Source organism: Ralstonia sp. OTU4908 (genome assembly GCF_038440115.1).
Lineage (GTDB): Bacteria > Pseudomonadota > Gammaproteobacteria > Burkholderiales > Burkholderiaceae > Ralstonia > Ralstonia pickettii.
Genome location: NZ_JASATD010000002.1, coordinates 83,694 through 109,875, shown reverse-complemented (window position 1 = coordinate 109,875; position 26,182 = coordinate 83,694). Strand labels below are relative to the sequence as shown.

The 26,182-nt window shown below is 63.9% G+C and carries 21 protein-coding genes and 1 other RNA gene; 13 read left to right on the top strand and 9 right to left on the bottom strand.

The window, feature by feature from the left end; genetic code table 11:
* Positions 1-62 precede the first annotated feature (62 nt).
* The 7 genes from AAHM38_RS02340 to trxA all read right to left on the bottom strand — a co-directional run bounded on the left by AAHM38_RS02340 (position 63) and on the right by trxA (position 7,261).
* Positions 63-323 (bottom strand): type B 50S ribosomal protein L31, encoded by a 261-nt coding sequence (locus AAHM38_RS02340; protein WP_004626237.1) that lies wholly within the window; start codon positions 321-323, stop codon positions 63-65.
* A gap of 203 nt (positions 324-526) precedes the next feature.
* Positions 527-1,084, bottom strand: a complete 558-nt coding sequence (locus tag AAHM38_RS02335) for a hypothetical protein (protein WP_116574842.1) — start codon at positions 1,082-1,084, stop codon at positions 527-529.
* Positions 1,081-1,947, bottom strand: coding sequence for a M90 family metallopeptidase (locus tag AAHM38_RS02330; RefSeq protein WP_116574843.1), 867 nt, complete (start codon positions 1,945-1,947; stop codon positions 1,081-1,083). The genes AAHM38_RS02335 and AAHM38_RS02330 overlap by 4 nt, the downstream gene beginning before the upstream one ends.
* A 61-nt stretch (positions 1,948-2,008) precedes the next feature.
* A complete protein-coding gene (locus AAHM38_RS02325; RefSeq protein ID WP_116574844.1) occupies positions 2,009-2,677 on the bottom strand; it encodes a LuxR C-terminal-related transcriptional regulator in 669 nt (222 codons plus the stop codon).
* Positions 2,678-3,841: 1,164 nt separating this feature from the next.
* Positions 3,842-5,215, bottom strand: a complete 1,374-nt coding sequence (locus AAHM38_RS02320) for a sigma-54 dependent transcriptional regulator (RefSeq protein ID WP_116574845.1) — start codon at positions 5,213-5,215, stop codon at positions 3,842-3,844.
* A 267-nt stretch (positions 5,216-5,482) separates the two neighbouring features.
* On the bottom strand, positions 5,483-6,745 hold the full coding sequence (rho, locus tag AAHM38_RS02315; protein WP_004626250.1) for a transcription termination factor Rho: 1,263 nt from the start codon (positions 6,743-6,745) through the stop codon (positions 5,483-5,485).
* 189 nt (positions 6,746-6,934) lie between these two features.
* Positions 6,935-7,261 carry a thioredoxin TrxA gene (trxA, locus tag AAHM38_RS02310; protein ID WP_004626253.1) on the bottom strand — a complete coding sequence of 109 codons (327 nt, stop codon included), beginning with the start codon at positions 7,259-7,261 and terminating at the stop codon, positions 6,935-6,937.
* A gap of 217 nt (positions 7,262-7,478) precedes the next feature.
* On the opposite strand from trxA, the gene AAHM38_RS02305 reads away from it, so the two are divergent.
* Positions 7,479-10,322, top strand: coding sequence for a PD-(D/E)XK nuclease family protein (locus AAHM38_RS02305; RefSeq protein ID WP_116574846.1), 2,844 nt, complete (start codon positions 7,479-7,481; stop codon positions 10,320-10,322).
* On the top strand, positions 10,319-13,840 hold the full coding sequence (locus AAHM38_RS02300) for a UvrD-helicase domain-containing protein (RefSeq protein ID WP_116574847.1): 3,522 nt from the start codon (positions 10,319-10,321) through the stop codon (positions 13,838-13,840). The genes AAHM38_RS02305 and AAHM38_RS02300 overlap by 4 nt, the downstream gene beginning before the upstream one ends.
* A gap of 52 nt (positions 13,841-13,892) precedes the next feature.
* On the opposite strand, the gene ffs is transcribed toward AAHM38_RS02300, so the two are convergent.
* Positions 13,893-13,991, bottom strand: an RNA gene (gene ffs, locus AAHM38_RS02295) — signal recognition particle sRNA small type.
* 126 nt (positions 13,992-14,117) lie between these two features.
* Here ffs and AAHM38_RS02290 point away from each other — a divergent pair.
* From AAHM38_RS02290 to recR, 4 genes are all read left to right on the top strand, one after another.
* Entirely contained in the window at positions 14,118-16,313 is a 2,196-nt protein-coding gene (locus AAHM38_RS02290) for a DNA polymerase III subunit gamma/tau (RefSeq protein ID WP_116574848.1), read from the top strand.
* A gap of 85 nt (positions 16,314-16,398) precedes the next feature.
* A complete protein-coding gene (locus tag AAHM38_RS02285) occupies positions 16,399-16,746 on the top strand; it encodes a YbaB/EbfC family nucleoid-associated protein (RefSeq protein ID WP_009238427.1) in 348 nt (115 codons plus the stop codon).
* 23 nt (positions 16,747-16,769) lie between these two features.
* Positions 16,770-17,069 carry an antibiotic biosynthesis monooxygenase family protein gene (locus AAHM38_RS02280; protein WP_116574849.1) on the top strand — a complete coding sequence of 100 codons (300 nt, stop codon included), beginning with the start codon at positions 16,770-16,772 and terminating at the stop codon, positions 17,067-17,069.
* Positions 17,066-17,689: a recombination mediator RecR gene (gene recR / locus AAHM38_RS02275; protein WP_371316215.1), complete on the top strand. Its 624-nt coding sequence runs from the start codon at positions 17,066-17,068 to the stop codon at positions 17,687-17,689. The genes AAHM38_RS02280 and recR overlap by 4 nt, the downstream gene beginning before the upstream one ends.
* 14 nt (positions 17,690-17,703) lie before the next feature.
* Here recR and AAHM38_RS02270 read toward each other — a convergent pair whose 3' ends face one another.
* Positions 17,704-19,044, bottom strand: a complete 1,341-nt coding sequence (locus tag AAHM38_RS02270) for a carbohydrate porin (RefSeq protein WP_116574850.1) — start codon at positions 19,042-19,044, stop codon at positions 17,704-17,706.
* Between the two features lie 211 nt (positions 19,045-19,255).
* Between AAHM38_RS02270 and AAHM38_RS02265 the strand changes: the two genes are divergently transcribed.
* From AAHM38_RS02265 to AAHM38_RS02235, 7 genes are all read left to right on the top strand, one after another.
* Entirely contained in the window at positions 19,256-20,170 is a 915-nt protein-coding gene (locus AAHM38_RS02265) for a LysR substrate-binding domain-containing protein (RefSeq protein ID WP_012761758.1), read from the top strand.
* Between the two features lie 28 nt (positions 20,171-20,198).
* A complete protein-coding gene (locus AAHM38_RS02260) occupies positions 20,199-21,407 on the top strand; it encodes a CaiB/BaiF CoA transferase family protein (protein WP_116574851.1) in 1,209 nt (402 codons plus the stop codon).
* Positions 21,408-21,495: 88 nt separating this feature from the next.
* Positions 21,496-22,545 carry an ABC transporter substrate-binding protein gene (locus tag AAHM38_RS02255; protein WP_116574852.1) on the top strand — a complete coding sequence of 350 codons (1,050 nt, stop codon included), beginning with the start codon at positions 21,496-21,498 and terminating at the stop codon, positions 22,543-22,545.
* A gap of 64 nt (positions 22,546-22,609) precedes the next feature.
* Positions 22,610-23,422, top strand: a complete 813-nt coding sequence (locus tag AAHM38_RS02250) for an ABC transporter ATP-binding protein (protein WP_009238420.1) — start codon at positions 22,610-22,612, stop codon at positions 23,420-23,422.
* A gap of 23 nt (positions 23,423-23,445) precedes the next feature.
* Positions 23,446-24,237 (top strand): ABC transporter permease, encoded by a 792-nt coding sequence (locus AAHM38_RS02245; RefSeq protein ID WP_009238419.1) that lies wholly within the window; start codon positions 23,446-23,448, stop codon positions 24,235-24,237.
* A gap of 91 nt (positions 24,238-24,328) precedes the next feature.
* Positions 24,329-24,958, top strand: a complete 630-nt coding sequence (locus AAHM38_RS02240) for a TetR/AcrR family transcriptional regulator (RefSeq protein ID WP_012761761.1) — start codon at positions 24,329-24,331, stop codon at positions 24,956-24,958.
* 100 nt (positions 24,959-25,058) lie between these two features.
* Positions 25,059-26,165, top strand: a complete 1,107-nt coding sequence (locus tag AAHM38_RS02235; protein WP_009238417.1) for an alkene reductase — start codon at positions 25,059-25,061, stop codon at positions 26,163-26,165.
* Positions 26,166-26,182 lie beyond the last annotated feature (17 nt).

The window sequence follows — 26,182 nt, the reverse complement described above, 5'->3', positions numbered from 1 at the left end:
CGGAGCTGCCTTTTTCTGACCAGTGAGACGGGTCATCTGGTGAGCCGTCTCCGGCGCCGGTATTACTTGGCAGCCTTGCCGATCTTGCTGCCGAACTTGTTGCGGAACTTTTCCACGCGGCCGGCCGTGTCCAGAACCTTTTGCTGGCCCGTGTAGAACGGGTGCGATTCGGACGAGACTTCGATCTTGGCCAGCGGGTATTCCTTGCCGTCCAGCGTGATCATTTCCTTGGTCTGGATGGTCGAGCGGGTGATGAACTTGAAGTCGCTGGACATGTCCTGGAACACGACTTCGCGGTAATTCGGGTGAATGCCTTCTTTCATGATGGGCCCTGGGGTAGAGGTAGCCAATTCGCGGCGCGCTTCCGGTGCTCACAGGGTAGGAGCCACCGTGCGACCAGCCTTCGAATCACTTGCCGGGTGGAGAAACGAGAATTATGCCAGAGAAACAAAGGCTTGAGCAACGCGCTTGCCGCAAAATCCGTGGCGTCGGCACCTCGAAAAGTGACAGAAAGAGCCTATTTTGGTCAAGGTTGGCCGAGACGCTCGATTGTGAGCACGCCGTGGCCGTCCAAATCCATGGTCTTGGTGTCGCCGACACGCAACGAGGTGTCGACATTGCCCGTCCAGGTGTCGATGCGGGCGGGGGCTTCGGCGTCGGGCGACGGCTGGAACCGATGCAGCGTTACACCGATGGACAGCGTCTGAAATTCGCCCGAAGCGACCATCGGCCGCAGAGTGACGTCGACGCCAGTCTTGGCCCAGCGGTGACGTAGGAATTTGCACGTGGTGGTGTCGCAGCCCTGCGGGATCGTGTCGTCGGGCAGGCCGGCGGCAAAGCGCGTCTCCCATTCTTTGCGCGGCATCGAACCGCCCACGTCGTACGTATGCGTACGTTCGAGCAAGGCGACGTGCTGCCCCGTCGTGGATGTCTCCGTCGCAAGCGTGACGCGTTTGGTTTCGGATTGCCCATCGAATTGCGCGGTGATGCTGAGGACCACGGGCGCGGTGGGTTGTGCCAACGCTGTGCCGGCAGCGAGGCAGCAACCGAGCAGCGTTGTGCGAAGCGCTTGGCGAATCTTCATGGCAGGGATCCCTCCTGGCGTTGCTCGGAGCCCAGCACGCGCCGTGCCGGATCCTGCAGGTAAAACGCCTGCAGGAGCGCATACAACGATGGCAGCGCCTCAAGCAAGGCCACCGGTTCGACGAAAAACACTTCCGAAGCCACCGCAAAGAACTCGGCCGGATGGTGGGCGCCATAAGGGTCGAGCACCGACAGGATCGGGTCGTCGCCCCAACGGCGCTCCGGAATCTGCTCACAACGATTGACGAACACGTCGTACTCGGCATTGAGGTCATCGGCCCATTGCTCGCGATCAACGTTGGCATGCAGGCGTGATGAAAACGCCGGGATGCCGTCCGACTCGCCGTTGAGCATGTCGAGCTTATGCGCGAACTCATGCACCACCAAGTTATACGGCTGCGCACCGGGCGCGGCCAGTGCGCCCCCGAGTTCGATGTCCTGCCACGAGAGGATGACCGGACCGTGCTCCCATGCCTCACCGACGGCTTCTTCGCGCACGTTGTGCACGACGCCGTCTTCATCCATGACTTCCTTGCGGATGACGAACTCGCCAGGGTAGATGACGACGCCGTGCCATCCGCTGTACCACGTGATGCCCAGCTCCAGGATCGGCACGCTGGCTTGCGCGGCAATGCTGACCACCATGTCGTCGGTGAGCGGCAAATCGTGCGCGGTGGTGAATTCCTTTTCGGCGATGAAGAGCGTGGCCGTTTCACGCAGGCGTGCGAGGTCTGCGTCGGACCAGTCGAGCAGAAAGGGCAGGCCATCGAGTGCGTGTGACCACAGCGCGTCGGAGATGGCGTAACGCGCCAGGCGCCGCGTACGTGCGCGGCGTGAGAGCCAGCGGAAAACGGACGAAAGCATGCGGCCAGTATATCGGCCGTCGCGTGCGACTTTGCGACGTGCGCTCTCGCTTTGGATGGAGTCAGGCGACCGAGAGCAGGCGCGCGCCGCGCTGATTGGCGACGTACACCGCCTCAGTGCGGCTGCGGACCGTCAGGCGCCGATACAGCGTGCTGATATGCGCCTTGGCCGTTGCCTCGGAGATATTCAGCATGCGGCTGATCGTCTTGACCGGATGCCCGCGCGAGAGCAGCACCAGAATCTCGTACTGCCGGGGCGTAATACCGAGCAGCTTCGGATCGGTCTGAGGGTCGCCAGCGAGCGCAGGGTTGGGCGCACCGTCCAGGCGCGATTCCGGCAGCAGTGCGCTGGCCGGAATGTATTGGCCACCCACCAGCACAAGTTCCAGCGAAGCCGCGATGACTTCGCCCGGCGAATGCTTGAGCGTGTACCCGGACAAGCCCATCTGCATGAGCGTACGGATGATGTCGGGCGATTCGGATTCAGCCAGCACAACCACGTGGCGCGCGTGCGGCCGGTGCATGATCTCGCCGATGGCCGACAACTCATCGAGATGTGGCAGCGGCAGGCCGATGACAAGAAGACCCGCGTCGGCATTGGTTTCGATGGCGTCAAACATCCCTTCGTCTGGCTCGACGACAGTGACGCCGGTGACGCCTTTGAGCGTCCGTAGCAGGTGCGCAATCCCTGTACGCACCAACGGATGGGCTTCGATCAAAACAGTGTTCATCGTTGTTCTCGACCTGTTACCGATCTTGCGAACATCCTTGTCGCCCAGGCGAGATACAGGCCGGAGCAGACCCCCGTTCCGAATCATTTTAGTGGCGGAAGTCAAAAATGACAGCCGCCAACGGCCATGCCTCGGGACTCTCGTTGCTGCGTCCTGGCTACTGTAGCCCAGCGTTTGCCAGGGCGCGCAATTAGACCACTGGAGCGCCTGCGCCCGATCACCGCGATTTTTGATGGCGACAGCTGTTTCAGTCGCGACACAAAATCGCCTGCCATGCCGGGGTTTGGCGGTTCTCCGTGTTGAAAATATCCCGTTAAAACAAGGCGTTAGCCGCCATGGCATGGATGTCGCTCCATCCCCGACGGGGAGGAGTTGGCCATGCCGACAATCGCGCAGCGCTGTGCTCGACGTTTGCCGTTCGGGTGGACGATCGAGAGGACCGGGGTGGTGGCTAACCGCGCGGCCATGGTCGTCATGATGCCGGCGCTCGCAGTACGCAGCGATCTCATCGTGCAGCGTGCAATCACGCTGTCGGTCGCCCTTCGAAGCGTTCTCGCCGATACGTTGCCGGCGCGACTCGCATTCGGTCTTGTTCCCACCCACGCATTCGATCCATCCACCGGTTCTGTCGGGTCCGCGCTCACGGACGGCGAACTGAGTACGTCGCATGCGTGGCTTAACAATCCAACGGCGACGGGGCTTGCGCAATCCCCCCGAAAGTGGGGTGCATCGCGGTGTGTGTCAGCTACCGCGCCGGATGATCGGCGCCGCGGCAGTCACTTGGCGCGGGTCGGCCCTGTTGGCGCGGCTCCGCGCGCACCAAATGTGGCGCTTTTGCAACTACGCTGCAGAAGCAGGTACGGCGGTTGTTCAACGGTTTCGTGCTCCGTCCCCCGGCGGGCACTTTTTTCTCATTAGCCATCCTCAACCGGGTTCCCGATGCGAGCCAACCTGACCGCATTTGCCGTGCGGGCGCCGCCGATTCCGTCGCATGCCAGTCGCTGGATTCGGTGCATTGAACCAAGTATTGGATGAATCGGGTGAGGAAAGCGAGAGGCAGGCCGCGGCGCAATTCCTTCGGCTTGCCCAAAAAAAAAGCGCATTCAGGGACGTAGCACCCCCGCTATGCCCCGGCCGAGCGAAATGAAAGCGATGAGCCCTGGCCTAGGCCGGGTGCAGTGGATGCTCTGCTCGAATGCCGTGCTTTTGCATCAGCCGATACAGCGTGACGCGAGACACCGCCAGTTCGCGTGCCGTCATGCCCATATGGAAGCCGTTACGGGCGATGGCCGTGCGGATGGCATCCGACTCCGCACCTTCGCGCGCTTCCTCCAGTGTCTGGCCCGAGACGGATGCATAGCCTTCGAGGTGCAGGTCGGCCGCGGAGATCTTGCGGTTGTCGGTCATCACCAGCGCGCGGCGCACGCGGTTGATGAGTTCGCGCACGTTGCCCGGCCACGGGTAATGCATCATCGCGTGCAGCGCGCAGGGCGTGAACCCGCGAATCCGGTGCGACGCCTCGCTGGCATGCTGGGCCAGGATGTGTTCGGCCAGCAGAACGATGTCGCTGCCGCGCTCTCGAAGGGGCGGCACCGACAGGGTGAGCACGCACAGTCGATGGAACAGATCGGTCCGGAATCCGCCGTGGTGTTGGGCCGCTTCCAGATCCACATGCGTTGCCGAGATGATGCGGATGTCCAGCGGAATCGCCTGGTGCCCGCCAAGCCGCGTAATCGTGCCTTGCTGCAGGAAGCGCAGCAGGCTGACCTGGCTCTCGAGCGGCAGGTCGCCGATTTCATCGAGGAACAGCGTGCCCCCGTTTGCATGCTCGACCCAGCCGATATGACGCTGATGCGCGCCGGTAAAAGCGCCTTTTTCGTAGCCGAACAATTCAGACTGGATCAGGTGCGGCGGAATCGCCCCGCAATTGATGGCGATGAACGGACCGCCTGCGCGAGATGACGCCTCATGAATGGCCTGTGCAGTCAGCTCCTTGCCGGTGCCCGACTCCCCCGCGATGAAGGCCGGCGCGCTATTTTGGGCGACCTTGCGGATAGCGCGAAACAGTGCGTGCATGGCGGGGCACTCACCGAGCATGCGCGCATGATTCGCCTTGGGCGTCGGCGCGGCTTCCTGTGCAAGCGACGCCATGCCCCAGGCGTGACGCAGAGAATACGCGGTCTCGTCCGTGCGCAGCGGCATCTGCACGTAATCTACGCAGTAATCGCGCACGAGCTGGCGTACGCGTTCGTGATGCAGCATGGCCGGCGGCAACGCCGCCACCCAGCCCACATGCGGCACCTGCATGCACCGCTCGAGCAAGTCCAACTCCGCAGCCGAGAACGCGCTGCCGAAATCGACCAGCCCCGCCTTGGGGACGCCGTCACGAATGGCACAGCCCAGCTCACGCATCGACGTTACCCGTCGCACGTGCCAGTCGGCACCCAAAATCGTTTCGTCGATCTCCCCCATCCCCGCACGTGACGCCACTACGACGGTTCGGCACGCAGCAGTACATTCCAGCGACTCTTCTCGCATGGCTTCCCCCGTTCGATTTTTGGTGTGGGTCCTTCTTTGCCGAGGCGGCTCGGCCCGGGCAGGCTTGCAGTATGGTTGCCGGGTTTCTCTTTTGCGATGACGTTTAAGGACGATGGTGGCAAACGCTTGCGCGCCCGGACTGTAATGCAAATGAACTAGCGAATTTCACGACTTTGACAAGAGAACCCCGAGGAAAAACATGTAGTTGACGCAGCAATAAAAAAGCGCACCACGATGGGTGCGCTTTTCGCTATGCAGGCAGGAGACTTAGCCGCCGCGTCGCATCATGTCGAAGAACTCAGCGTTGTTTTTCGTCGTCTTGAGTTTGTCGAGCAGGAATTCCATCGCCTCGACCTCATCCATGTCATGGATGAACTTACGCAGAATCCACACCTTCTGCAGGATGTCCGGCTTGATCAGCAGTTCTTCCCGGCGCGTGCCCGACTTGTTCAGGTTGATGGCGGGGTAGACGCGCTTTTCGGCCAGCCGGCGTTCCAGGTGCACTTCCATGTTGCCGGTGCCCTTGAATTCTTCATAGATCACGTCATCCATGCGGCTGCCGGTTTCGATCAGCGCCGTACCGATGATGGTGAGCGAACCGCCTTCTTCCAGGTTACGTGCCGCACCGAAGAAACGCTTCGGGCGCTGCAGCGCATTGGCGTCGACACCGCCGGTCAGCACCTTGCCCGAGGTTGGCACCACAGTGTTGTAGGCGCGGGCCAGACGCGTGATCGAGTCCAGCACGATCACCACGTCCTTCTTCAGTTCGACCAGGCGCTTGGCCTTTTCGATGACCATTTCGGCCACTTGCACGTGACGCACGGCGGGCTCATCGAACGTCGATGCCACCACCTCGCCGCGCACGGTGCGCTGCATTTCGGTCACTTCTTCCGGACGCTCGTCGATCAGCAGCACGAACAGCTCGGCTTCCGGATGGTTGGTCGCGATGGCGTGCGCAATATGCTGCAGCATCACGGTCTTGCCCGACTTCGGGCTTGCCACCAGCAGCGCGCGCTGGCCGCGGCCGATCGGGGCAATCATGTCGATGATGCGGCCGGTGATGTTCTCTTCGGCCTTGATGTCGCGTTCGAGCGTGAGCGGCTTGTTCGGATGCAGCGGCGTCAGGTTCTCGAACATGATTCGGTTCTTCACCGCTTCAGGAGGCTGCGTATTGACCTTGTCGACCTTCACCAGCGCGAAGTAGCGCTCGCCATCCTTGGGCGTGCGGACTTCACCTTCGATGGTGTCACCGGTGTGCAGATTGAACCGGCGGATCTGCGACGGGCTGATGTAGATGTCGTCGGTGCTGGCCAGATACGAAGTCTCGGGCGAGCGCAGAAAACCGAAGCCATCGGGCAGCACTTCAAGGGTGCCGTCCCCGAAAATCGTTTCTCCCTGTTTCGCCTTCTTTTTCAGGATGGCAAACATCAATTCCTGTTTGCGCATGCGCTGCGCGTTATCGATCTCCAGCTGCCCCGCCATTTCCAGCAATTGGGACACGTGCAAGGATTTCAGTTCTGTCAGATGCATAGACGAAAGATGAGGGAAGGGCCCGAACGGGCGGCGAAACGAGAAACGGGGGAGGGGGGAAGGGTCGAGCGAACGCTCGGGGAAACAGATTGGCTGCAATCTTAGCACAACGCTGGCGGGCTTCCAGGCGGAAGTGCGCCAGCGTGTGTGTGGGGCAACGCGAAAGGTCGCCTATAGCCGAAAAACGGCTTACAGGTGGCTGTCCAGGAATGCAGTCAGTTGCGACTTGGACAGCGCGCCCACCTTTTGCGCGGCCACAGCGCCGTTCTTGAACAGAATCAGCGTCGGGATGCCGCGAATACCGAACTTGGCCGGCACGCCCTGGTTCTCATCGACGTTGATCTTGGCGATTTGCACCTTCTCGCCGTAGTCCTTGGAAACTTCGTCCAGGATCGGGGCGATCATTTTGCAAGGACCGCACCATTCGGCCCAGAAATCGACCAGCACGGGTTTGTCGGACTTGAGCACGTCTGCCTCGAAGGACGCGTCGCTCACATACTTGATCTGTTCGCTCATGGCGGGAACCTCTGTTTTTTCGTAAAAGCTGGCGACGTGCGCCGAACCCATACATTACACGATTACACGGACCGGCGTGCATTGAGACCACTGTCGGCGCGGATGCTGCTGATATAGTACCGACGCCTCTATTTTCAACCGATTCGACTGTTGATTGTGGCTATCTCGCCGATAGCCGCAGGTCTTCGCTTCCCGGTATATCGCCATATTCCCTCGCATGCAGACGCTTGCCTTCGCGCCTGGCCCAGCATTCCTTTCGCGTGCCGCCGACGCTGCATGGCGCTTTCTGGATGCGCATGCGCAACCCCCCGGTACCGCGACGATCGTCGTGCCGACAGCCGCGCAGATTCCTGGGGTGCGCGGCGCTCTGCATGCCGGTGCGCAAGCAGCCGGCACGCCGCGTTTGCTGCCGCGCATTCTGACCCTGGGGCATTGGCTGCTCGATTTGCCACCGGAAGCAGGTTCGCCCGCCGGGCGCACGCCGCTGTCGCGATTACTGGCAGTGCAGCAGGCGCTCAAGACGCAGGCATGGCTGCGTGAAGCGCTCGGCGCGCAAGACGATGCCGCTCTGTGGGGCGTGGCGCAGGTGCTTGTGACGGTGTCGGATGAGTTGTCGCAACGCTGGCTGACGCTGGATGCAGCGCACAGTGGCGCAGGTGGGCGGGCTGACGAGCTGGAGTCGGCGTTGGCCGAGGCGTTGGAGCGCACCTACGCGCAATTGTCCGAACGCTTTCTCGGTACCGAATCGCGCATTGTGCTGACGTTCTGGCGGTTGCTTTCCGGCGCGGCGGACCCGATTCCGATGCGATTGCGGGCCATGCGGCGCCTGCTCGACGAACTGGACGGACCGATCGTGTGGATGAGCCCGACGGATCCCGAGGCGGTCGATCTGGATTTCCTGCAGCGCGCCGCCGAGCGGGTGCCGGTGTTGAGCATCGGCTACGACTGGAACGCGCCTGAAAGCGGCACGTCTGCGGCGCCTTCCACACACGCGGATTTCCGCAATCTGCTGCTGCACGCCTGGCCCGAATGCGCCACGCCAGCCCAGGCGGCGGACGATGCTGCCGCCGCGCAATTGCCCGCGCCAATCCTGCGCATTGCAGGCGCTGCACGTTTTGAAGACGAGGCAGCCTTCGCCGCGCATACGCTGGTCGATTGGCTGAATGCCGGGCGCCGCTCGTTGGCGCTGGTGGCACAGGATCGCATCGTCGCGCGGCGCGTTCGCGCGTTGCTGGCGCGCGTGAACGTGCCGGTGCGCGATGAGACCGGCTGGAAGCTTTCCACGACGCGCGCCGCTGCGGCACTTATGCGCTGGGTCGACGTGGTGCAGGGCGACGGCGATACCGCGGCGTTGCTCGATCTCATCAAGAGCCCGTTCTGTTTGCGCGATGCCGATGCCGGCACGGCCACGCCTGCCTGGGTAGCAGAACTGGAGCGTCGGGTGCGCCGGCATAACGTTTCAGGTGGATGGGGGCGATTGCGCCGGCTGGTTACCGATCGCCCTGCGAGTGATGCCGAGGGCGAAGCAAAGGTCAGCCGCCTTGCCGATCGTCTGGGCGTGCTGGCCGACGAAGCGGCGCTGTGGCGCCGGGCCGGCAGCGCCACGCTCGACGCGTGGGTAACGCTGTTGGCAGGCACGCTCGATCGTCTGCATATGCGCACCGGGTTGCAGAACGACGATGCGGGCCGGCAACTGCTGGACTGGATTGACCGGCTGCGCACGTCCATACATGGCAGCACCGATGCGGGCGCGCGTTTCTCCCTGACGGAATGGCGCGCGTTGCTCTCGATGCTGCTCGAATCTGCGGTCTTCAGCGAACCTTCACCGCCAGCGGACCGGCGTGTTGTCATCCTGCCGCTGAATGGCGCGCGCATGCGGCGTTTTGATGGCGTGGTGGTGGTGGGTTGTGACGATGCGCAGTTGCCGTCTGCGCAGCCCGAATGGCTGTTCTTTTCTAACGACGTGCGGCGCGAACTCGGTTTGCCCGACCGCGCACAGCGCTTTGCGCAGCAGGCTCGTGACTTGGCCGAAGTGCTCCTCAATCAGCCCGAGGTGGTGTTGACCTGGCAACGCCACGGCGGACGTGGCGAGCCGCATCGCCTTTCCGGCTGGCTTGAACGCTTGCAACGCCGCTTGGCGGCGAGCGGCATACGTATCGACACGTCAGTCACGTTGCCCAGTTTGCAGACCACGAGCCAGCCCACCGACATGCCCGCGCCCGCAGCGCCGACGCTGGTGCCGTCCACGCTGAGCGCGGCCGCATACAACAGTCTGCGGCGCTGTCCATACCAGTTCTTCGTCGGTCGCATGCTGCGGCTGGGCGAGCTGGAAGAAGTTTCCGATGAACTGGAGAAACGCGACATCGGCGAGATCCTGCACGCGATCCTGCATCGTTTTCACCGCCAGTTGCTGGAAACGCCGATGCACGATCCGGCCGATCGTCTGAGTCTGCTGCAGACCATTACCGACGAACAGTTCGGCCCGCTGCTGGCCGAGGACGGCAACGCGTTGCGCTTCTATCGGCGCTGGCTCGGTGTGATGCCGTCGTACCTGGCGTGGCAGGCCGCTCGCGAGGCGGATGGCTGGCGCTTTGAGGCAGGTGAAGTCGATGTCGATACGTCCATCACATTGCCCGACGAGCGCGCGCTGCGCTTACGCGGCCGGATCGACCGCATTGATGTGCACGACGAACACGGCGTGGCGGTGCTCGATTACAAGACGCAGTCGCAAATGGCGCTGGTGCGTCGCGCCAAGACGCCGTTTGAGGATTGCCAGCTTCCGTTTTACGGCGTCCTCGATGCGCGTGCAGATTCGGGCGGGTGGGTTTCGCTCGACGGCGAGGCCCGCGGCGACAAGCGCGACGTTGCATTGCCCGATTTCACGCAAGTCGTCGATTGGTTGATCGAGCAGATGCAAAAGGACATGACGGCCCTCGCAGCCGGTGCGCCACTGCCGGCGTTCGGGGATGAATCGGCGTGCCGCTACTGCGCGGCGCGCGGCCTATGCCGCAAGGGGTATTGGACCGAAGGCGCACCGCGCGAGCCGGAGGGCGCGGCATGAGCGATCACGCTTACGAACGCGACGGTGCTGCCGTCTCGCCCGAGGCCTTCTCGCGCGCTGCGTGCGACCCGCAGCGCTCCGTCGTGGTGGAAGCGTGCGCGGGCAGCGGAAAGACGTGGCTGCTGGTCACGCGCATGTTGCGTTTGCTGCTGGCCGGTGCCGCGCCGTCGGACATTCTCGCCATCACGTTTACGCGCAAGGCCGCCGAAGAGATGCGCCAGCGCTTGCTCGACATCCTCGCCCAACTGGCCGGCGCCGACGATGAGGGGGTCGTTCGCGAGCTGATCGCGCGTACGGTGGACGAGCGCGATGCGCCGGCGCTGATTGAAACGGCGCGTGGGCTGTATGCGCGCGTGCTGGAATCGCCATCGCACATGGCGATTGATACGTTCCATGGCTGGTTTGGGTCGTTGCTGCGCGGCGCGCCGCTGTCGTCTGGCGTCCAGCAGGGCGCCTCGCTGCGTGAAGATGCCGGACGGCTGCGGCGTGAAGCGTGGGCGCCTTTCTGGCGCGGCCTGCTGGCGGAAGATCACGCTGACTTGCGCGCCGCGTATGAAGCGCTTGCCGATCTGGTCGGCGATTTCCAGGCCGGTCGCCTGCTCGATGCAATGTTCCACCAGCGCAGCGACTGGTGGGCGTACAAGACGCAGGCGGGCGGCCGTCCGCTGGATGCGTTGGACGAATTGCTTGGCGACGATGCGACCGTCGATCCTCTGATCGAAGCGCTACAGGATGCGGCATTGCTGGCCGACATGCTGAGCGTGTCCGGCTGGCTTGGGCAGGGCGGTGCGGCCGAAGGCAAGCGCGCGGTGGCCATCGAATCGGCGGTCACTGCTGCGCGCGGCATGGATGTGTCGGACGAGGCTGCTCGCGCGCAAGCGTTTGAAGCGCTGTTCGCCGCGTTCCACACGCAGGCCGGCAAAGCACGCGCCTGCAAGCCGACCAAGGCGCTCATCAAAGCCATCGGCGACGAGCACGCGCAAACGCTGGTGACCTTGCATACCACGCTTTGCGAAACTCTGACGGCGTTTCAGGCGCGTCGCCAGGAGGCCCGCGTGCGCGCCGTCAACGCTGCATTGTTTGCGCTGGGCGATGCACTCATCGACCGCTATCAGGCGTACAAGCGCCAGGCGCGCGCGATGGATTTCACCGATCTCGAATGGGAAGCGGCGCGCCTGATGCAGCAAGACGACACGGCCGCTTACCTGCAGGTGCGGCTCGACGCGCGCTACAAGCATCTGCTGCTCGACGAGTTTCAGGATACGAATCCGATGCAGTGGCGCATCCTGCAAGGCTGGCTGGCCGGTTATGCCGGCACTGGCACGCAGCCAAGCGTGTTCCTCGTGGGCGATCCGAAGCAATCGATCTACCGGTTCCGGCGCGCCGATGCCCGGCTGTTCGACGCTGCGCGCGAAATGCTGGTTGCAGAATTCAATGCGACCGTGCTGCGTACCAATCGCACGCGCCGCAACGCGCCGGCCGTGCTGGAGTGGGTCAATGCCGTGTTCCTGCAAGCGCGGGCGCGCGGCGACTATCCCATCTACGCCGAGCAAAGCACTGCCGTGGACGCGCCCGTCGGGCAGGCGCTGCTGTTGCCGCTCGTGCCGGCGCCCGAAGCCGGGCAGGCTGACGAAGCCGCGCCGCGCGATACGCTAACCGAACCGCGCGAAGAGGCCGGCGATTCGCAGCGCTATGCCGAGGGCCGCCAAGTGGCGGCTTGCCTGCGCGCATTGCACGCCAATGAGCGCATTCGCGAAGGCGGCGTCGAGCGCGCCGTGCGGTGGAGCGATTTCCAACTGCTTGTCCGCCGCAAACGCTACCTCGCCGATTACGAACGTGCGCTGCGCGATGCCGGCGTGCCGTATCTGAGCCCGCGCCGCGGCGGTCTGCTGGCTACGCTTGAAGCGCTTGATCTATGCGCGCTGCTCGATTTCCTGATGACGCCGCAGGCAGATTTGTCGCTTGCGCATGTGCTGCGCAGCCCCGTTTTCGCCGCCTCGGACGAGCACCTCATCGCACTGGCGCAGTTTGGCGAAGGCGCGGCCGCATTGACATGGTGGGAGCGCCTGACCGCGCTGGCCGGCCAGGCGGATGCGTCGGACACCTTGCGCTACGCGCATCGCATGCTGTCGCGCTGGCTGGCGGTGGCGCCCACGCTGCCTGTGCACGATCTGCTCGATTACATCGTCTACACCGGCGAACTCAAGCGCCGCTATGCCGAGCGCGCACCGGCCGCGAACCGCGATCAGGTGCTCGCCAACCTGGATGCGTTCTTGAAGCTCGCGCTCGATCTGGACGGTGGCCGGTATCCGAGCCTGCCGAAGTTCATGGCTGAACTGCGCGCCATCCGCCAGGGCGACGAGGATGAAAGCCCAGACGAAGGCATGCAGGGCGACACAGAGGCGCCGGATGCTATTGATGCCGAAGTCGCCAACGAGGGTCTTGATGCCGTGCAGATCCTGACCGTGCATGCCTCCAAGGGGCTGGAAGCGCCGTTCGTCGTGCTGCTCGACAGCCACCACAGCGACGCGCGCGTCGATACGGCTGGGATCCTGATCGACTGGCCGCCCGGAGCGCAGGCGCCAGCGCATTTTTCCGCCTTCGGCAAGACGTCCGAGCGTGGCCTCGCGCGCGAGCCTCTCTTCAAGCAAGAAAATGCGCTTGCCGAGCGCGAAAACTGGAACCTGCTCTACGTGGCGATGACGCGTGCGCGGCAAGCACTGATCGTTTCCGGCGTGGCGAACAAGCGCGATGCCACGGCAGCCCAATCTCTGGATGAAGGCGATGCGCCCGAGGTGGACGGCACGGCCAGCTGGTACACACTGCTGGCCTCGGCAGGCGTGGCGTCACCCGCTGCAATGCTGGATGACGTAGCCGATTCGGTCTCGAGTGCGGCGGGGCACGAGCTTGTCTCGTATCACGATTTTCGCGCGCCGCTGACTGTAACGGTGCGTGTGGGGGCGGCCGGCGCGCCTGCCGAAGGGGCGGCCGATATCGTCTTCGACCAAGGCGCCGTCGCACAGGGCGAACTGCTGCATGCGGTGCTCGAGCGCCTGACACGCCGGGGCTTGCCGAAACAAGCGCCCGACGCCGAGACGATCGCGCGCTGGTTCGGCGCGACCGGCGTCACGCAAGCCGATGCCACACGCGCCGCTGACGCTGTGCGCCGGATGCTCTCTGCCGAGGCGCTGGCGCATGTCTTCGACCCTGCGCGCTTCGACGCCGCTCATAACGAGATCGAACTTTTCGGTCGCGACGGTGCGCTGTTGCGCATCGATCGTCTGATCGAGCGTGGCAACGAGGTCCTCGTGGTCGACTACAAGCTGCGCTTGCTGCCGGTCGAACGAGCCGCCTATGCCGATCAGCTGCGCGGCTATGTGGCCGCCGTCACGCCGATGTATCCGGGGCGCAACGTGCGCGCGGGCGTGGCGACTGCGCAGGGGGAATGGTTCGATCTGGATGCATTGCCCAGGCCGGTGCAGGCGTCACACGACGACAGCCAGGGCGCGCTGTTCTGACGCGGGCAGCATAGACAAGAGGGGAAGGGTGATGCGGAAGAGAGAAGAGAAGGGGGACGAGCCTGACCCTCGGCACTGGCGGAAAACGGCTGTGGCTGCTTCGTTCCCGACCTGACCAGGTTGACCGCGCCACCATGCGAGGAGGCCCGTCCGACCGCCATTGTAACCGACTCCCACGTCCCCACCTGAATATCCTTGCAATTCGCTCGGCGCGCATGGCGGTTGACCCGTACGAAACCGCGTCGGAAATCCACCTCGCTTTGCTACAATCCGCCGCATGAGTTATCAAGTGCTCGCCCGCAAGTGGCGCCCTCGCGATTTCACCACGCTGGTCGGTCAGGAACACGTGGTGAAAGCGCTCACGCATGCGCTCGAACAGCAGCGCCTGCACCACGCATACCTGTTCACGGGTACGCGCGGTGTCGGCAAGACGACGCTGTCGCGCATCCTTGCCAAATCGCTCAATTGCGTCGGCGCGGATGGGCAGGGCGGCATCACCGCACAGCCGTGCGGCGTGTGCCGCGCCTGTACCGAGATCGATGCCGGGCGCTTTGTCGATTACATCGAGATGGATGCCGCCTCCAACCGCGGCGTCGACGAGATGGCGCAACTGCTGGACCGCGCGATCTACGCACCCACAAGCGGCCGCTTCAAGGTCTACATGATCGACGAAGTGCACATGCTGACCAACCACGCCTTCAACGCGATGCTGAAGACGCTGGAAGAGCCGCCCGAGCACGTCAAGTTCATCCTGGCGACCACCGATCCACAGAAAATTCCGGTGACGGTGCTGTCGCGCTGCCTGCAGTTCAACCTCAAGCAGATGCCGCCGGGGCACATCGTGTCCCACCTCGATCGCATCCTTGGCGAAGAGGGCATCGCTCACGAGCCGAACGCGCTGCGTCTGCTCGCGGCCGCGGCTCAGGGTTCGATGCGCGATGCGCTGTCGCTGACTGACCAGGCCATCGCGTATAGCGCCGGCGAGGTCAGCGAAGCAGCTGTCCGCGGCATGCTCGGCGCGATTGATCAAAGCTACCTCGTGCGTCTGCTCGATGCGCTGGCCGACGAGAATGGCGCCGCGCTTGTCGAGATTGCGGACGAGATGGCCGGGCGTAGTCTGAGCTTCTCGGGCGCGCTGCAGGATCTGGCTTCGCTGCTGCAGAAGATTGCGCTGGCGCAGGTTGTGCCCGCTGCTGTGCAGGACGACTGGCCCGAGGCCGACGACGTGCGCCGGCTTGCCGAGCGATTCGACGCGCAGTCGGTGCAGCTGTTCTATCAGTTTGCCAATCTGGGCCGCAACGAACTGGCGCTTGCACCGGATGAATACGCGGGCTTCACGATGACGCTGCTGCGTATGTTGGCGTTCCAGCCGGGACATTCCGGTGGGGACGCGGCGCCGCCTTCGGGCGGTGGCGGCGGCAAGCGCGCGATGCCGCTGGCTGCATCGCCAGCCGCATCGACGCGTCCGGCGGTTACGGCGACGGCGCCTGTGGCGGCGCCGGTTGCTCGGGTTGCGCCGGTGGCCGTGCGTCCGCAGCCGGTGGTCGAGGCGCCGCGAGCGACTGATCAGGCGACTCCGCCAGCGCCCGCGCCCGTTGCGGCGGTTTCAGATACGCAGGCTGCGGCCCCCGCACGTCGCTCGCCGGCAATGGAAGCGTTGGCCGCTGCGCGTCAGGCGTCAAGCCGTGGCCGTGGTGGCGCCTCTGCGCCCGCCGCTACACCGGTTGCCGCTCCCGTCGCTCGTCCTGCTGCTCCCATTGCGGGCCCACGTCCGAATACGGCTGCGGCTACTGCTGCCGTGGTGTCACCGCCGCAGCGCGGTGAACAACCGGCTGCAGTCGCTGTGCCCGCCGATGACGGCCCGCCACCCTGGGACGAAATGCCGGGCGAGTTTGCTTCGCCGTCACTTGAGGAGATGGACGCCGCCTTTGCCGGCTGGGATGCCGCTTCGGGAGTGCGTCCCGGTGCGCCTGAACCGGCAACAGGTCCAGCACCGATCGAGGCCCCCGCAGCCGCACCCGCGCCGGTCAAGACGATTGCCCCCGAGCCGGTAGCCGTTGCTACGCCGCCTGATCTGAGCACCAGCGGTCTTGCCACGTTCGACGGCAATTGGCCGGCGCTGGCAGCGAGCCTGCCGATCCGCGGTCTGGCTCAGCAACTGGCTTACCAGAGCGAGTTGGCGGCTGTGGAAGGTGCCACGATGCGATTGCGTGTACCGTTGCCTCCGCTGACTGATGCGAACGTCGTCGAGCGTCTGGAAGCCGCACTGACGGAACACTTCGGCACGCCCGTCCGTGTGGCGTGCGATATCGGACCTGCACGCGCCACCGCGGCGGCCGTCGATGCCGAGCAGCGCGCCGAGCGCCAGCGCAATGCCGAAGATGCCATCGCCACCAACCCCTTTGTGCAGGCGCTGGTTCGGGACTTTGCCGCGCAGGTCGTGCCTGGGTCGATCCAACCGCACGCGCACTGAACCGCATTCCAAGACTGAACATTGAACACCGGCGCGCGCATCTGAGTGGCGCGCCTTGCATGACCCATTTCAAGGAGCAACGACCATGATGAAAGGCCAGATCGCCGGGCTGATGAAGCAGGCCCAGCAGATGCAGGAGAACATGAAGAAGGCGCAGGAGCAGCTCGCCCTGATCGAGGTGGAAGGCGTGTCCGGCGCGGGCCTCGTGAAAGTGGTGATGACCTGCAAGAACGACGTGAAGCGTGTGTCGATCGACCCGAGCCTGCTGGCCGAAGGCGAAGACAAGGATCTGCTCGAAGACCTGATCGCCGCAGCGTTCAACGATGCCGTGCGCAAGGCCGAGGCCACCACGCAAGAGAAGATGGGCTCGCTCACTTCCGGCCTGGGCGGTATGGCGAGCATGTTGCCGCCTGGCTTCAAACTGCCGTTCTAAGCGACGCTCATCTGGATCGCGCCATGGTGCTGGAATCCGCGCTGCTGCACGTCAGCCCCGGCCAGGAAGCTGCCTTCGAGGCCGCCTTCGGCGAGGCTCGCCACATCATTGGTGCGATGCGTGGCTTCGTTTCGCTGTCGCTGTCACGGTGCATGGAAAAGGCGAGCGATTATCTGCTGCTGGTGCATTGGCGGACGCTGGAAGATCACCCCATCGGCTTTCGGCAATCGCCCGAATACCAGCGCTGGCGCGCGCTGCTGCATCACTTTTATGATCCGATGCCCGAAGTGTTGCACCACACAACGATTCTGGAGCATGCATGATGCGTAACGCCGCGGGCACGCCGTCGGCGCTGCAGATGCTGGTTGAGGCCTTGCGCGTGCTGCCGGGCGTCGGCCCCAAGTCTGCCCAGCGGATGGCGTATCACCTCATGCAGCATGACCGCGAAGGCGCCGCGCAACTGGCGCAGGCGCTGTCGGAGGCGACGGAATCGATCCAGCACTGCAGCCGCTGCAATACCTTTACCGAGCAGGATGTTTGCGAGACCTGCCTTGACACGCGCCGTGACGCTTCGGTCCTGTGCGTGGTGGAAACGCCGGCTGATCAGATGATGATCGAGCAGACGCTGACCTATCGCGGCCAATACTTCGTGCTGATGGGGCGGCTCTCGCCGCTGGACAACATCGGCCCCAAAGAGATTCACCTTGAACGCTTGCTGGCCCGTGCGACCGATCCTGCGTTGGGCGGGCCGTGCACCGAGGTCATCCTCGCAACCAACTTCACCAGCGAAGGTGAGGCGACGGCCCATTACATTGGCGAGATGTTGAAGGCGCGCGGCATTAAGGCGACGCGGCTTGCGCGTGGCGTGCCGGTAGGCGGTGAGCTGGAATACGTGGACGCGGGTACCATCGCTCGAGCCGTGCTGGACCGGCGCCAACTCTGATCTTCCGCAGTTGCTTAAAATTCGGCGTGGACGCGTGCCCCGACGATCGATACCGGGCCGCGATCCCGGTTGTACGCGGGATGGACGACATACTGGTAGTTCAGTCCGAGCGTGAGGTGCTTGATGGCTGCCCAGTTGTAGTACAGCTCGGCGATGCGTTCGGTGCCGTAGTTGAGCGCGCCATCACCAATCAATACGCCCATGCCGCCGGCCGCGAAATATTGGCGTGCCGCGCGCGACAGGCCGTTCACCACCACGGCGGCACCGAACGTGTCGTTCGGGCGCCCCCAACGGTTGCCCTTCAGCGAGAACCCGGCCGACACTGACTGGTTGATGTCGGTGAACTCGTATGTTTCCTTGCTGCCGTCGTTCATGCTGGCCCGCGCAAAGACGCCCAAGTCGGAGGTGATTTCCTGCTCCAGGTTCAAGGCAACCCCCGGGCGCCAAGCGAGGCGCCGCACCAGGCCCGTGTCCGGCGTGTTGCCCGTCTGTTGGGCGAGGCTGACCGCATCGCCATAGCCCCCCATGCGGCCTCGTGTTGCAAAGGCCAGCAGCTTGATCTTGCCCGGGCGGCCGAACCAATCGTGGCGCGCTTCAAATTCGCCCACCCACTGGTACTGCTTCCACGTGGTGTCGATCGTGACACTGTTGGGTACCACCGAAAGCGCGAAGAGTCCGCCGCGCAGCGACCACCACGATTGCGTCCATTCCGCCGCCAGACCATGCGTGTAGCCCCAGGCGTCAGCTGCATAGTCGAATGCGCCGGCATCGATCACCGCCCAGTTCAGGAAATCGCCCCGCGGGTCGTGCGCGTACGTGTTCGTGTCGAATATGTCTGCCACCGAGAACTTGCCGACGGTGATGGTGACGTTGTCTGCCGAGCGGCTGCCGGCAAGCTGGTTGGGAGCTGACTCTACTGCCTGCTGCTCGCCGCCGAGATTAATGACCTGCCGCAGGAACAAGCGCGGCAGCTTGCGGTAGGGGGCATTGTTGCCGATCTTGTAGGCCTCCCCGCTTGAGAAGCCGGCCAGGCCGACCGTATTGCTTAGTCCGAAACCTTGGTCGATTTCCGGGTTCGCGTACAGCTCGGCGCCCTTCCACAGGCGCAGGCCGAGGTAGAGCGTGACGTCGACCGTCTCCTTGGTGTTGTTGTCAGGCGTGAGGCTATTGGTGCCGCTGTAAGGCGAGCGGAACGACGGATGCCATTGCGTCACGTTGGTGAACTGTCCATGCACGTTCCATCGCTCTGGCTCCGGGATGTCCGCGGCAGGCGTTTCCGCGCCAGCCGCCAGCGCAGCGCTTTGCAGACTCAATACGAGCATGAAGGCCGCCGTGGCTTGTTGCACGGCTCCCATCAGAGTGAATGGACGGCGAGGGATGACGTGAAGAGTCAGCGAGGGCATGAGGCACGACAAATGGGGCAACCGCTAAAATTCCGGGCTGGCGCAGCCGGAATGAGGCAAAAACCCGGCCATGCTAAGCGCTATGTCATGACTTGCCGATGAAAATTGTAACGATTCGCATTAACCTGTCGCGTTTCTCCAACTCCGCCGAATTATCTGCATCATGAATCTTGCCCGCTTCGATCTCGTCACCCTTGGCCTCTTTGTGGCGGTGGCTCGGCTGGGCAGCATCTCGGCCGGGGCGCGCCAATCGCACCTGGCTGTGGCGGCGGCCAGCAAGCGGATTTCCGATCTGGAAGCGGCCGTGGGCGCGCCGTTGCTGTATCGCCATGCCGCGGGTGTAGAACTGACCGAAGCGGGGCAGGCGTGCTTCCGCCACGCTGTCGGCATCTTGCAGGACGTCGAACGTATGGCCGGTGCGCTGTCCGACTTTGCCGCCGGCACGCGCGGGCTGGTGCGCGTGTGGGCCAATACTTCGTCGATTACGCAATTCCTGGCTGACGACCTGGCCGCCTTCATGCTGGCCAACCCGGCGATCCGCATCGCGCTGGAAGAACAGGACAGCGGCGACATCGTTGCCGCGCTGCGCGAGAACCGGGCAGACCTTGGGATCTTCGCGGCCGGTACGCCGTGTGAAGGGCTGCAATCGTTCGACTACCGCGAGGACGATCTCGCCATGGTCACGCCCCGCGGGCATCCGTTGGCCGCGCGCAAGCAGGTTCATTTCGCCGACGCCTTGGACTTCGATTTCGTCAGCCTGCCGCCGGGCACGTCGCTCGCCGCGCAACTGGTCGACGAGAGCTTGCGTCTGGGCAAGCCATTGCGCCTGCGCATCCAGGTGCGCAGCTTTGAAGCCGTCTGCCGGATGGTGGCCTCTGGCCTTGGCGTGGGCGTGTTGCCGCGCATCGCCGCACAAAGCCATGTATCGAGCCTGCCGGGCGCCGGTCTGGCGCTCGTGGCGCTCCAAGACGAATGGGCGCATCGCCGCCTGCTGGTGGGCGTGCGTGACCCCGAGGCGCTGACCAGCTCCGCTCGCCTGTTGATGACGCATCTGCTCGGCAACTCCGCCGTACTCTGAATTCAACGCTCTCCCACTCCATACGACCATGCCGACACAGGTTTTGCAGGACATCCGCGTGCTCGAACTCGGGCAACTGATTGCCGGGCCGTTTGCAGCCAAGACGCTCGCCGACTTTGGCGCACAGGTCATCAAAATCGAGCCGCCGGGGCAGGGCGACCCGCTGCGCAAATGGCGGATGCTGCACGAGGGCACATCAGTCTGGTGGGAGGCGCAGTCGCGCAACAAACAGTCGGTCTGTGTCGACCTGCGGGTGCCGCAAGGGCAGGAAGTCGTACGCAAGCTGGCGGCCGAAGCCGATGTCCTGATCGAAAACTTCCGGCCCGGCACGATGGAAAAGTGGGGGCTCTCGTACGAGGCGCTTTCGGCGGTGAATCCGAAGCTCATCATGTTGCGCGTGTCAGGCTATGGCCAGACGGGGCCCAAACGCGATGAGCCCGGCTTTGCGGCTATTGCAGAAGCCATGGCCGGCCTGCGCTATTTGACCGGTGAGCCAGGGCGGCCGCCTGCCCGCGCAGGGCTGTCGCTTGGCGACACGATCGCCGGCCTGCATGGCGCGCTGGGCGTGTTGCTGGCCTTGTACGAACGCGATGCGCGCGGCGGCAAGGGGCAGGTGATCGACGTGGCGCTCTATGAATCCGTGTTCAACCTGACGGAGAGCCTACTGCCGGAGTATTCGGTGTTTGGCGCGATCCGCCAGCCGGCGGGCGGGGCGCTGCCGGGTATCGCACCGTCGAACGCCTATCGCTGCGCCGGTGGCGAATACGTGCTGATTGCCGCCAACGGCGACAACATCTTCCGCCGCCTGATGCAACACATGGGCCGGCAAGATCTGGCTGACGATCCCGGCCTGGCCCGCAACGACGGCCGCGCGGCGCGTGCCGAGGAAATCGACGCTGCCGTCAATGCTTGGACAAGCACGCTCCCCATCGCCGATGTTCTGGCTGCGCTGCATGCGGCCGAAGTGCCCTGCGGTCCGATCTACACCGTCGCAGACATTGCTGCCGACCCGCACTACCGCGCACGCGGCGTGATCGAAACGGTGCGCGCGCAGTCGGGCATCGAGGTGGAAATGCCGGGCGTGGTGCCCAAGCTTTCCGCCACGCCGGGCGCCGTGCAGGCGAGCGCGCCGCGCCTGGGCCAGCACACGCGTGACGTACTGCGCGGCCACGGCCTGACGGATGGGCAGATCGATGCGCTGGTTTCGCAAGGCATCATTGCCGAAGCCAAAAGCTAGACAGCTAGGACGATCCCGCATGTTGTGTTGCAAATCGTTGCGGTAATATCGCCGCCGAGGCAGTGAACGCACAGAACAGGAGACAGGCATGGGGACACAAGTCATTGGGCGCTGGGCAAAGTGGATGGGCGCTGCACTGTGTGCGACGAGCCTGCTGGCTGCCAGTCCAGCCGTTCTGGCGCAGGGCAAACCTGAAAAGAGCAAGGTCACCATCGCGGTGGGCGGCAAGGCGTTGTTCTACTACCTGCCGCTGACGATTGCCGAGCGCCTGGGCTACTTCAAGGACGAAGGCCTGGACGTTGAAATCGTCGACTTTGCCGGCGGCGCAAAAGCGCTGCAGGCCGTGGTTGGCGGCAGCGCCGACGTGGTGAGCGGCGCGTACGAGCACACGCTGGTGCTGCAGGCCAAGGGGCAGATGTACCAGGAGTTCGTGCTGCAAGGGCGGGCCCCACAGATCGTGCTGGCGGTCAACAACAAGACGCTGCCCAACTACAAGTCGATTGCCGATTTGAAAGGCAAGAAGATCGGCGTGACGGCTCCCGGTTCGTCGACCAACATCATGGTCAACTACGTGCTGGCGCGCGCCGGCATCAAGCCGAACGAAGTGTCGATCATTGGCGTGGGCCCGAGCAGCGGAGCGATTGCCGCCGTGCGTGCTGGGCAGATCGATGCCCTGGCCAACCTGGACCCGGTGATGTCGATGCTCACGCAAAAGAACGAAGTGCGCGTCGTGTCCGATACCCGCACCCTGGCCGAAACCAAGGCGGTGTTCGGCGGCAACATGCCGGCCGGCTGCCTGTACGCGTCTACCGCGTTCATCCAGAAGAATCCCAACACGACGCAGGCGATGACCAACGCCATGGTGCGTGCGCTCAAGTGGCTGCAAAAGGCGGGCCCGTCGGACATCGTCAAGACGGTGCCCGAAGCCTATCTTTTGGGCGACCGTGCGCTGTATCTGGCGGCGTGGGAGAAGGTGCGTGAGGCCATCTCGCCGGATGGCACGATGCCGGCCGACGGCCCGGCTACGGCGCTGCGCACGCTGTCGGAGTTCGATGCGGAAGTGAGGGGCAAGCAGATCAAGCTCGACCAGACCTTCACCAATACCTTCGTGCAGAAGGCCAACGCCAAGTACAAGTAAGTCCCACAGGCTTTCAGCAACGCGCCCGGTTCCGCCCGGGCGCATTGCTTTTGGACCGCAGACCATGTCCCATCCCGCGCTTTCGTTCGATCAGATCACCTGCACGTTCATCTCGCCCGACACGCCGGGCCAGCGTTACACCGCTGTGCAGAACACCTCGCTGGAGGTGCATGCCGGCGAGTTCGTTTCGGTGGTGGGGCCGACGGGTTGCGGCAAATCCACGTTGCTGAATCTAGCGGCCGGCCTGTTGCAGCCGTCTTCCGGGCAGGTGCGGGTGTTTGGCGAGCCGCTGGTCGGTATCAACCGTCGCGCCGGCTACATGTTCCAGGCCGAGGCGCTGATGCCATGGCGCAGCGCGCTCGACAACGTGATGGCCGGGCTGGAGTTTCAAGGCATGCCCGACAAGGAGGCGCGTGATTTGGCGATGTCGTGGCTTGCGCGCGTGGGTTTGGCCGGCTTTGAAGACCGCTACCCGCATCAACTCTCCGGCGGCATGCGCAAGCGTGTAAGCCTGGCGCAAACGCTGGTGCTCGACCCCGACATCATCCTCATGGACGAGCCGTTTTCTGCGCTCGATATTCAGACGCGCCAGTTGATGGAAAACGAGGTGCTCGATCTCTGGGCCGCCAAGCGTAAGGCGGTGCTGTTTATCACGCACGATCTGGACGAAGCGATTGCCATGAGCGACCGCGTGGTCGTTCTGGCTGCCGGCCCCGGCACGCACCCGATCGGCGAATTCACCATCGACCTTCCGCGCCCGCGCGATGTGGCAGAGATTCGCGATCAGGCCGGCTTTGTCGATCTGCACTCGCGCATCTGGGATGTCCTGCGCGAAGAAGTGCTCAAGGGCTATGCGCAGCACCGCCGCGTGGCTTGACCTGAATCTGATCGATTGCATCCATGGCTAACCGTCCGCTTTCTCCATTTGCGCTGCGCACCTGGCAGCTTGGCCTACTGGTCGTCACGTTGGGCGTGTGGCACTTCGCCACGCGCTCGCAGGAAGTCGCGTTCTTCTTCGGGGAACCGCTCATCGTTGCCCAGCGCGTCTGGGCGTGGTTCGTCACCGAAGGCGATATCTATCAGCACCTTGGCGTGACGCTGGCCGAGACAGTGCTGGCATTTGCCATCGGCACGGCCACCGGCCTGGGCGCAGGCCTGTGGCTGGCGCTGAGCCCGGCGGCCTCGGCGGTGCTTGATCCATACATCAAGGCCGCCAACTCGATGCCGCGCGTGATCTTGGCGCCGATCTTTGGCGTGTGGTTCGGACTGGGTATCTGGTCAAAGGTCGCGCTGGCAGTGACGCTGGTGTTCTTCATCGTCTTCTTCAACGTCTATCAGGGCGTGAAGGAAGTGAGCCCGGTCGTGCTGGCCAATGCGCGCATGCTGGGCGCATCGCAGCGGCAGCTGCTGCGCTTCGTCTATCTGCCGAGCGCGACGAGCTGGGTGTTCTCATCGCTGCATACGTCCGTGGGCCTGGCCTTCGTCGGGGCGGTGGTGGGCGAGTACCTCGGCTCCGCGCGCGGTGTCGGTTACCTGATCCTCCAGGCAGAGGGCACGTTCGACATCAACACCGTCTTTGCGGGCATCGTCGTGCTGACGGTATTTGCGCTCGTGCTGGACTGGCTCGTAGGCTTGATGGAAAAACGCCTGATGCGCTGGCAACCGAAGAGCGGCGAAACCGAAAAGCTCTGAGCGCGCGAGCCAACGATGCGAACGTCACATCGACCCTGCCTAGAGCAGGGTCATGCAGCTAGACGGTCGGTCTACTACAATGCGATCCACCATGAGTAAGCACCCCGAACCCGCCACCGCTGAAGGCGCCGAAGCCCGGCACGACACCCGCGACCGCATCCTGGACGCTGGTGCCGAGCTGATCCTCGGGCGCGGTTTTTCGGCCGTCGGGTTGGCGGAAATCCTGGGCCGTGCGCAGGTACCCAAGGGCTCGTTTTATTACTACTTCGGGTCGAAGGAAGATTTTGGCGTCGCCATGCTGGAGCGCTATTTCCAGGACTACGACGCGGGCGTTGTCAGCCTGTTCAACGACACGCGCATCACCGCCCGTGAGCGGCTGCTGCGCTATTTCTTGGCCTGGATCGATCTGCATGAGCGCAGCGCGTGCGAAGTCACGTGCCTGGCGGTCAAGCTTTCAGGCGAGGTATCGGATTTGTCGGAGCCGATGCGCAAGGTGTTGTCGGCAGGGATGACGCGCATGGTCGAGCGCATCGCCACCGCGATCGAGGCCGGTGTCGCCGACGGCTCGTTGGCGCCGGTGCAGGACGCGCACGAACTGGCCGAAGGCCTGTACGCCATGTGGATGGGTGGTGCACTGCTGGCCAAGGCGCACCGCACGGTCGACGCGTTCAAGAGCTGTGTCGCGCAAACGGAAATGCTGCTAGCCAAGCCCAAACACTGATTCCATTCTGAAACCAATTGCCTGCGAGGCACGTTCCTCGCTTTTTCTTTGATTCCGGTTCTAGATGACCGGTCGAATAGTCCCTCTTCCAGGAGCTGATATGACTCAACAACTGCTGTCCCCGGTTCAGACCGGCCGTACGACCCTCGCCAATCGTGTCGTCATGGCACCCCTTACACGCTCGCGCGCCGGCCAGCCAGGTGACGTGCCGACCGAACTGAACGTGACTTACTACGCGCAGCGTGCAACTGCTGGTCTGATCGTTACGGAAGCGACGCAAATTTCCCGCCAGGGCCAGGGCTACGCCTGGACGCCGGGCATGTACACCGACGCACAGGAAGCGGGCTGGAAAACCGTGGTGGATGCTGTGCACGCCAAGGGCGGCCGCATCTCGCAACAGCTTTGGCACGTGGGCCGCATTTCCAACACGCTGCTGCAGGAAAACGGCCAGGCTCCCGTCGCGCCGTCAGCCATCGTCGCCAAGGGCGCGCAGAGCTTTGTCGTGCAGCCCGACGGCACGCCCGCCAATGTGCCGACCAGCGAGCCGCGCGCTCTTGCCACGGAAGAAATCCCCGGTGTGATCGCGCAATACCGCCAGGCCGTTCTGCGTGCGCGCCGCGCCGGTTTCGACTTCGTTGAAATCCATGCCGCCAACGGTTACCTGCTACACCAATTCCTGTCGACCAACAGCAACCAGCGCACCGACCAATACGGCGGCTCGCTGGAAAACCGCGCCCGCCTGATCCTCGAAGTGGTCGACACCGCCATCGCCGAGATTGGCGCAGACCGCGTCGGCATCCGCCTGTCGCCGCACTTCGTGGCTCACGACATTGCCGACGAGCAAACAGAAGAAAGCGCGCTGTACCTCGCTCGCGAGTTGACCAAGCGCGGTATCGCCTACCTGCACATCGCCGAACCGGATTGGGCAGGCGGCCCCGAACTGAGCAACGATTTCCGCCGCCAACTGCGCGACGCCTTCAAGGGCACGCTTATCGTGTGCGGCCAATACACGGCGGAAGAGGGGGAGCAGATGATCGCTTCCGGTCTGGCTGATGCCGTGGCGTTCGGCCGCCCGTTCATCGCCAACCCTGACCTGGTGGCGCGCTTCCGTGCCGGCGCATCGCTGAACAAGCCAGATCGCGAAACGTTCTACGGTGGCCAGGAAAAGGGCTATACCGACTATCCGACGCTCGAAGAAGCGGCCTGATAACCCGTTGTACCAAA

Excerpts from the sequence above, each read along its gene's own strand:
- AAHM38_RS02340 (WP_004626237.1), bottom strand. The coding sequence starts at position 323 with ATGAAAGAAGGCATTCACCCGAATTACCGCGAAGTCGTGTTCCAGGAC.
- AAHM38_RS02335 (WP_116574842.1), bottom strand. The coding sequence starts at position 1,084 with ATGAAGATTCGCCAAGCGCTTCGCACAACGCTGCTCGGTTGCTGCCTC.
- AAHM38_RS02330 (WP_116574843.1), bottom strand. The coding sequence starts at position 1,947 with ATGCTTTCGTCCGTTTTCCGCTGGCTCTCACGCCGCGCACGTACGCGG.
- AAHM38_RS02325 (WP_116574844.1), bottom strand. The coding sequence starts at position 2,677 with ATGAACACTGTTTTGATCGAAGCCCATCCGTTGGTGCGTACAGGGATT.
- AAHM38_RS02320 (WP_116574845.1), bottom strand. The coding sequence starts at position 5,215 with ATGCGAGAAGAGTCGCTGGAATGTACTGCTGCGTGCCGAACCGTCGTA.
- rho (WP_004626250.1), bottom strand. The coding sequence starts at position 6,745 with ATGCATCTGACAGAACTGAAATCCTTGCACGTGTCCCAATTGCTGGAA.
- trxA (WP_004626253.1), bottom strand. The coding sequence starts at position 7,261 with ATGAGCGAACAGATCAAGTATGTGAGCGACGCGTCCTTCGAGGCAGAC.
- AAHM38_RS02305 (WP_116574846.1), top strand. The coding sequence starts at position 7,479 with ATGCAGACGCTTGCCTTCGCGCCTGGCCCAGCATTCCTTTCGCGTGCC.
- AAHM38_RS02300 (WP_116574847.1), top strand. The coding sequence starts at position 10,319 with ATGAGCGATCACGCTTACGAACGCGACGGTGCTGCCGTCTCGCCCGAG.
- AAHM38_RS02290 (WP_116574848.1), top strand. The coding sequence starts at position 14,118 with ATGAGTTATCAAGTGCTCGCCCGCAAGTGGCGCCCTCGCGATTTCACC.
- AAHM38_RS02285 (WP_009238427.1), top strand. The coding sequence starts at position 16,399 with ATGATGAAAGGCCAGATCGCCGGGCTGATGAAGCAGGCCCAGCAGATG.
- AAHM38_RS02280 (WP_116574849.1), top strand. The coding sequence starts at position 16,770 with ATGGTGCTGGAATCCGCGCTGCTGCACGTCAGCCCCGGCCAGGAAGCT.
- recR (WP_371316215.1), top strand. The coding sequence starts at position 17,066 with ATGATGCGTAACGCCGCGGGCACGCCGTCGGCGCTGCAGATGCTGGTT.
- AAHM38_RS02270 (WP_116574850.1), bottom strand. The coding sequence starts at position 19,044 with ATGGGAGCCGTGCAACAAGCCACGGCGGCCTTCATGCTCGTATTGAGT.
- AAHM38_RS02265 (WP_012761758.1), top strand. The coding sequence starts at position 19,256 with ATGAATCTTGCCCGCTTCGATCTCGTCACCCTTGGCCTCTTTGTGGCG.
- AAHM38_RS02260 (WP_116574851.1), top strand. The coding sequence starts at position 20,199 with ATGCCGACACAGGTTTTGCAGGACATCCGCGTGCTCGAACTCGGGCAA.
- AAHM38_RS02255 (WP_116574852.1), top strand. The coding sequence starts at position 21,496 with ATGGGGACACAAGTCATTGGGCGCTGGGCAAAGTGGATGGGCGCTGCA.
- AAHM38_RS02250 (WP_009238420.1), top strand. The coding sequence starts at position 22,610 with ATGTCCCATCCCGCGCTTTCGTTCGATCAGATCACCTGCACGTTCATC.
- AAHM38_RS02245 (WP_009238419.1), top strand. The coding sequence starts at position 23,446 with ATGGCTAACCGTCCGCTTTCTCCATTTGCGCTGCGCACCTGGCAGCTT.
- AAHM38_RS02240 (WP_012761761.1), top strand. The coding sequence starts at position 24,329 with ATGAGTAAGCACCCCGAACCCGCCACCGCTGAAGGCGCCGAAGCCCGG.
- AAHM38_RS02235 (WP_009238417.1), top strand. The coding sequence starts at position 25,059 with ATGACTCAACAACTGCTGTCCCCGGTTCAGACCGGCCGTACGACCCTC.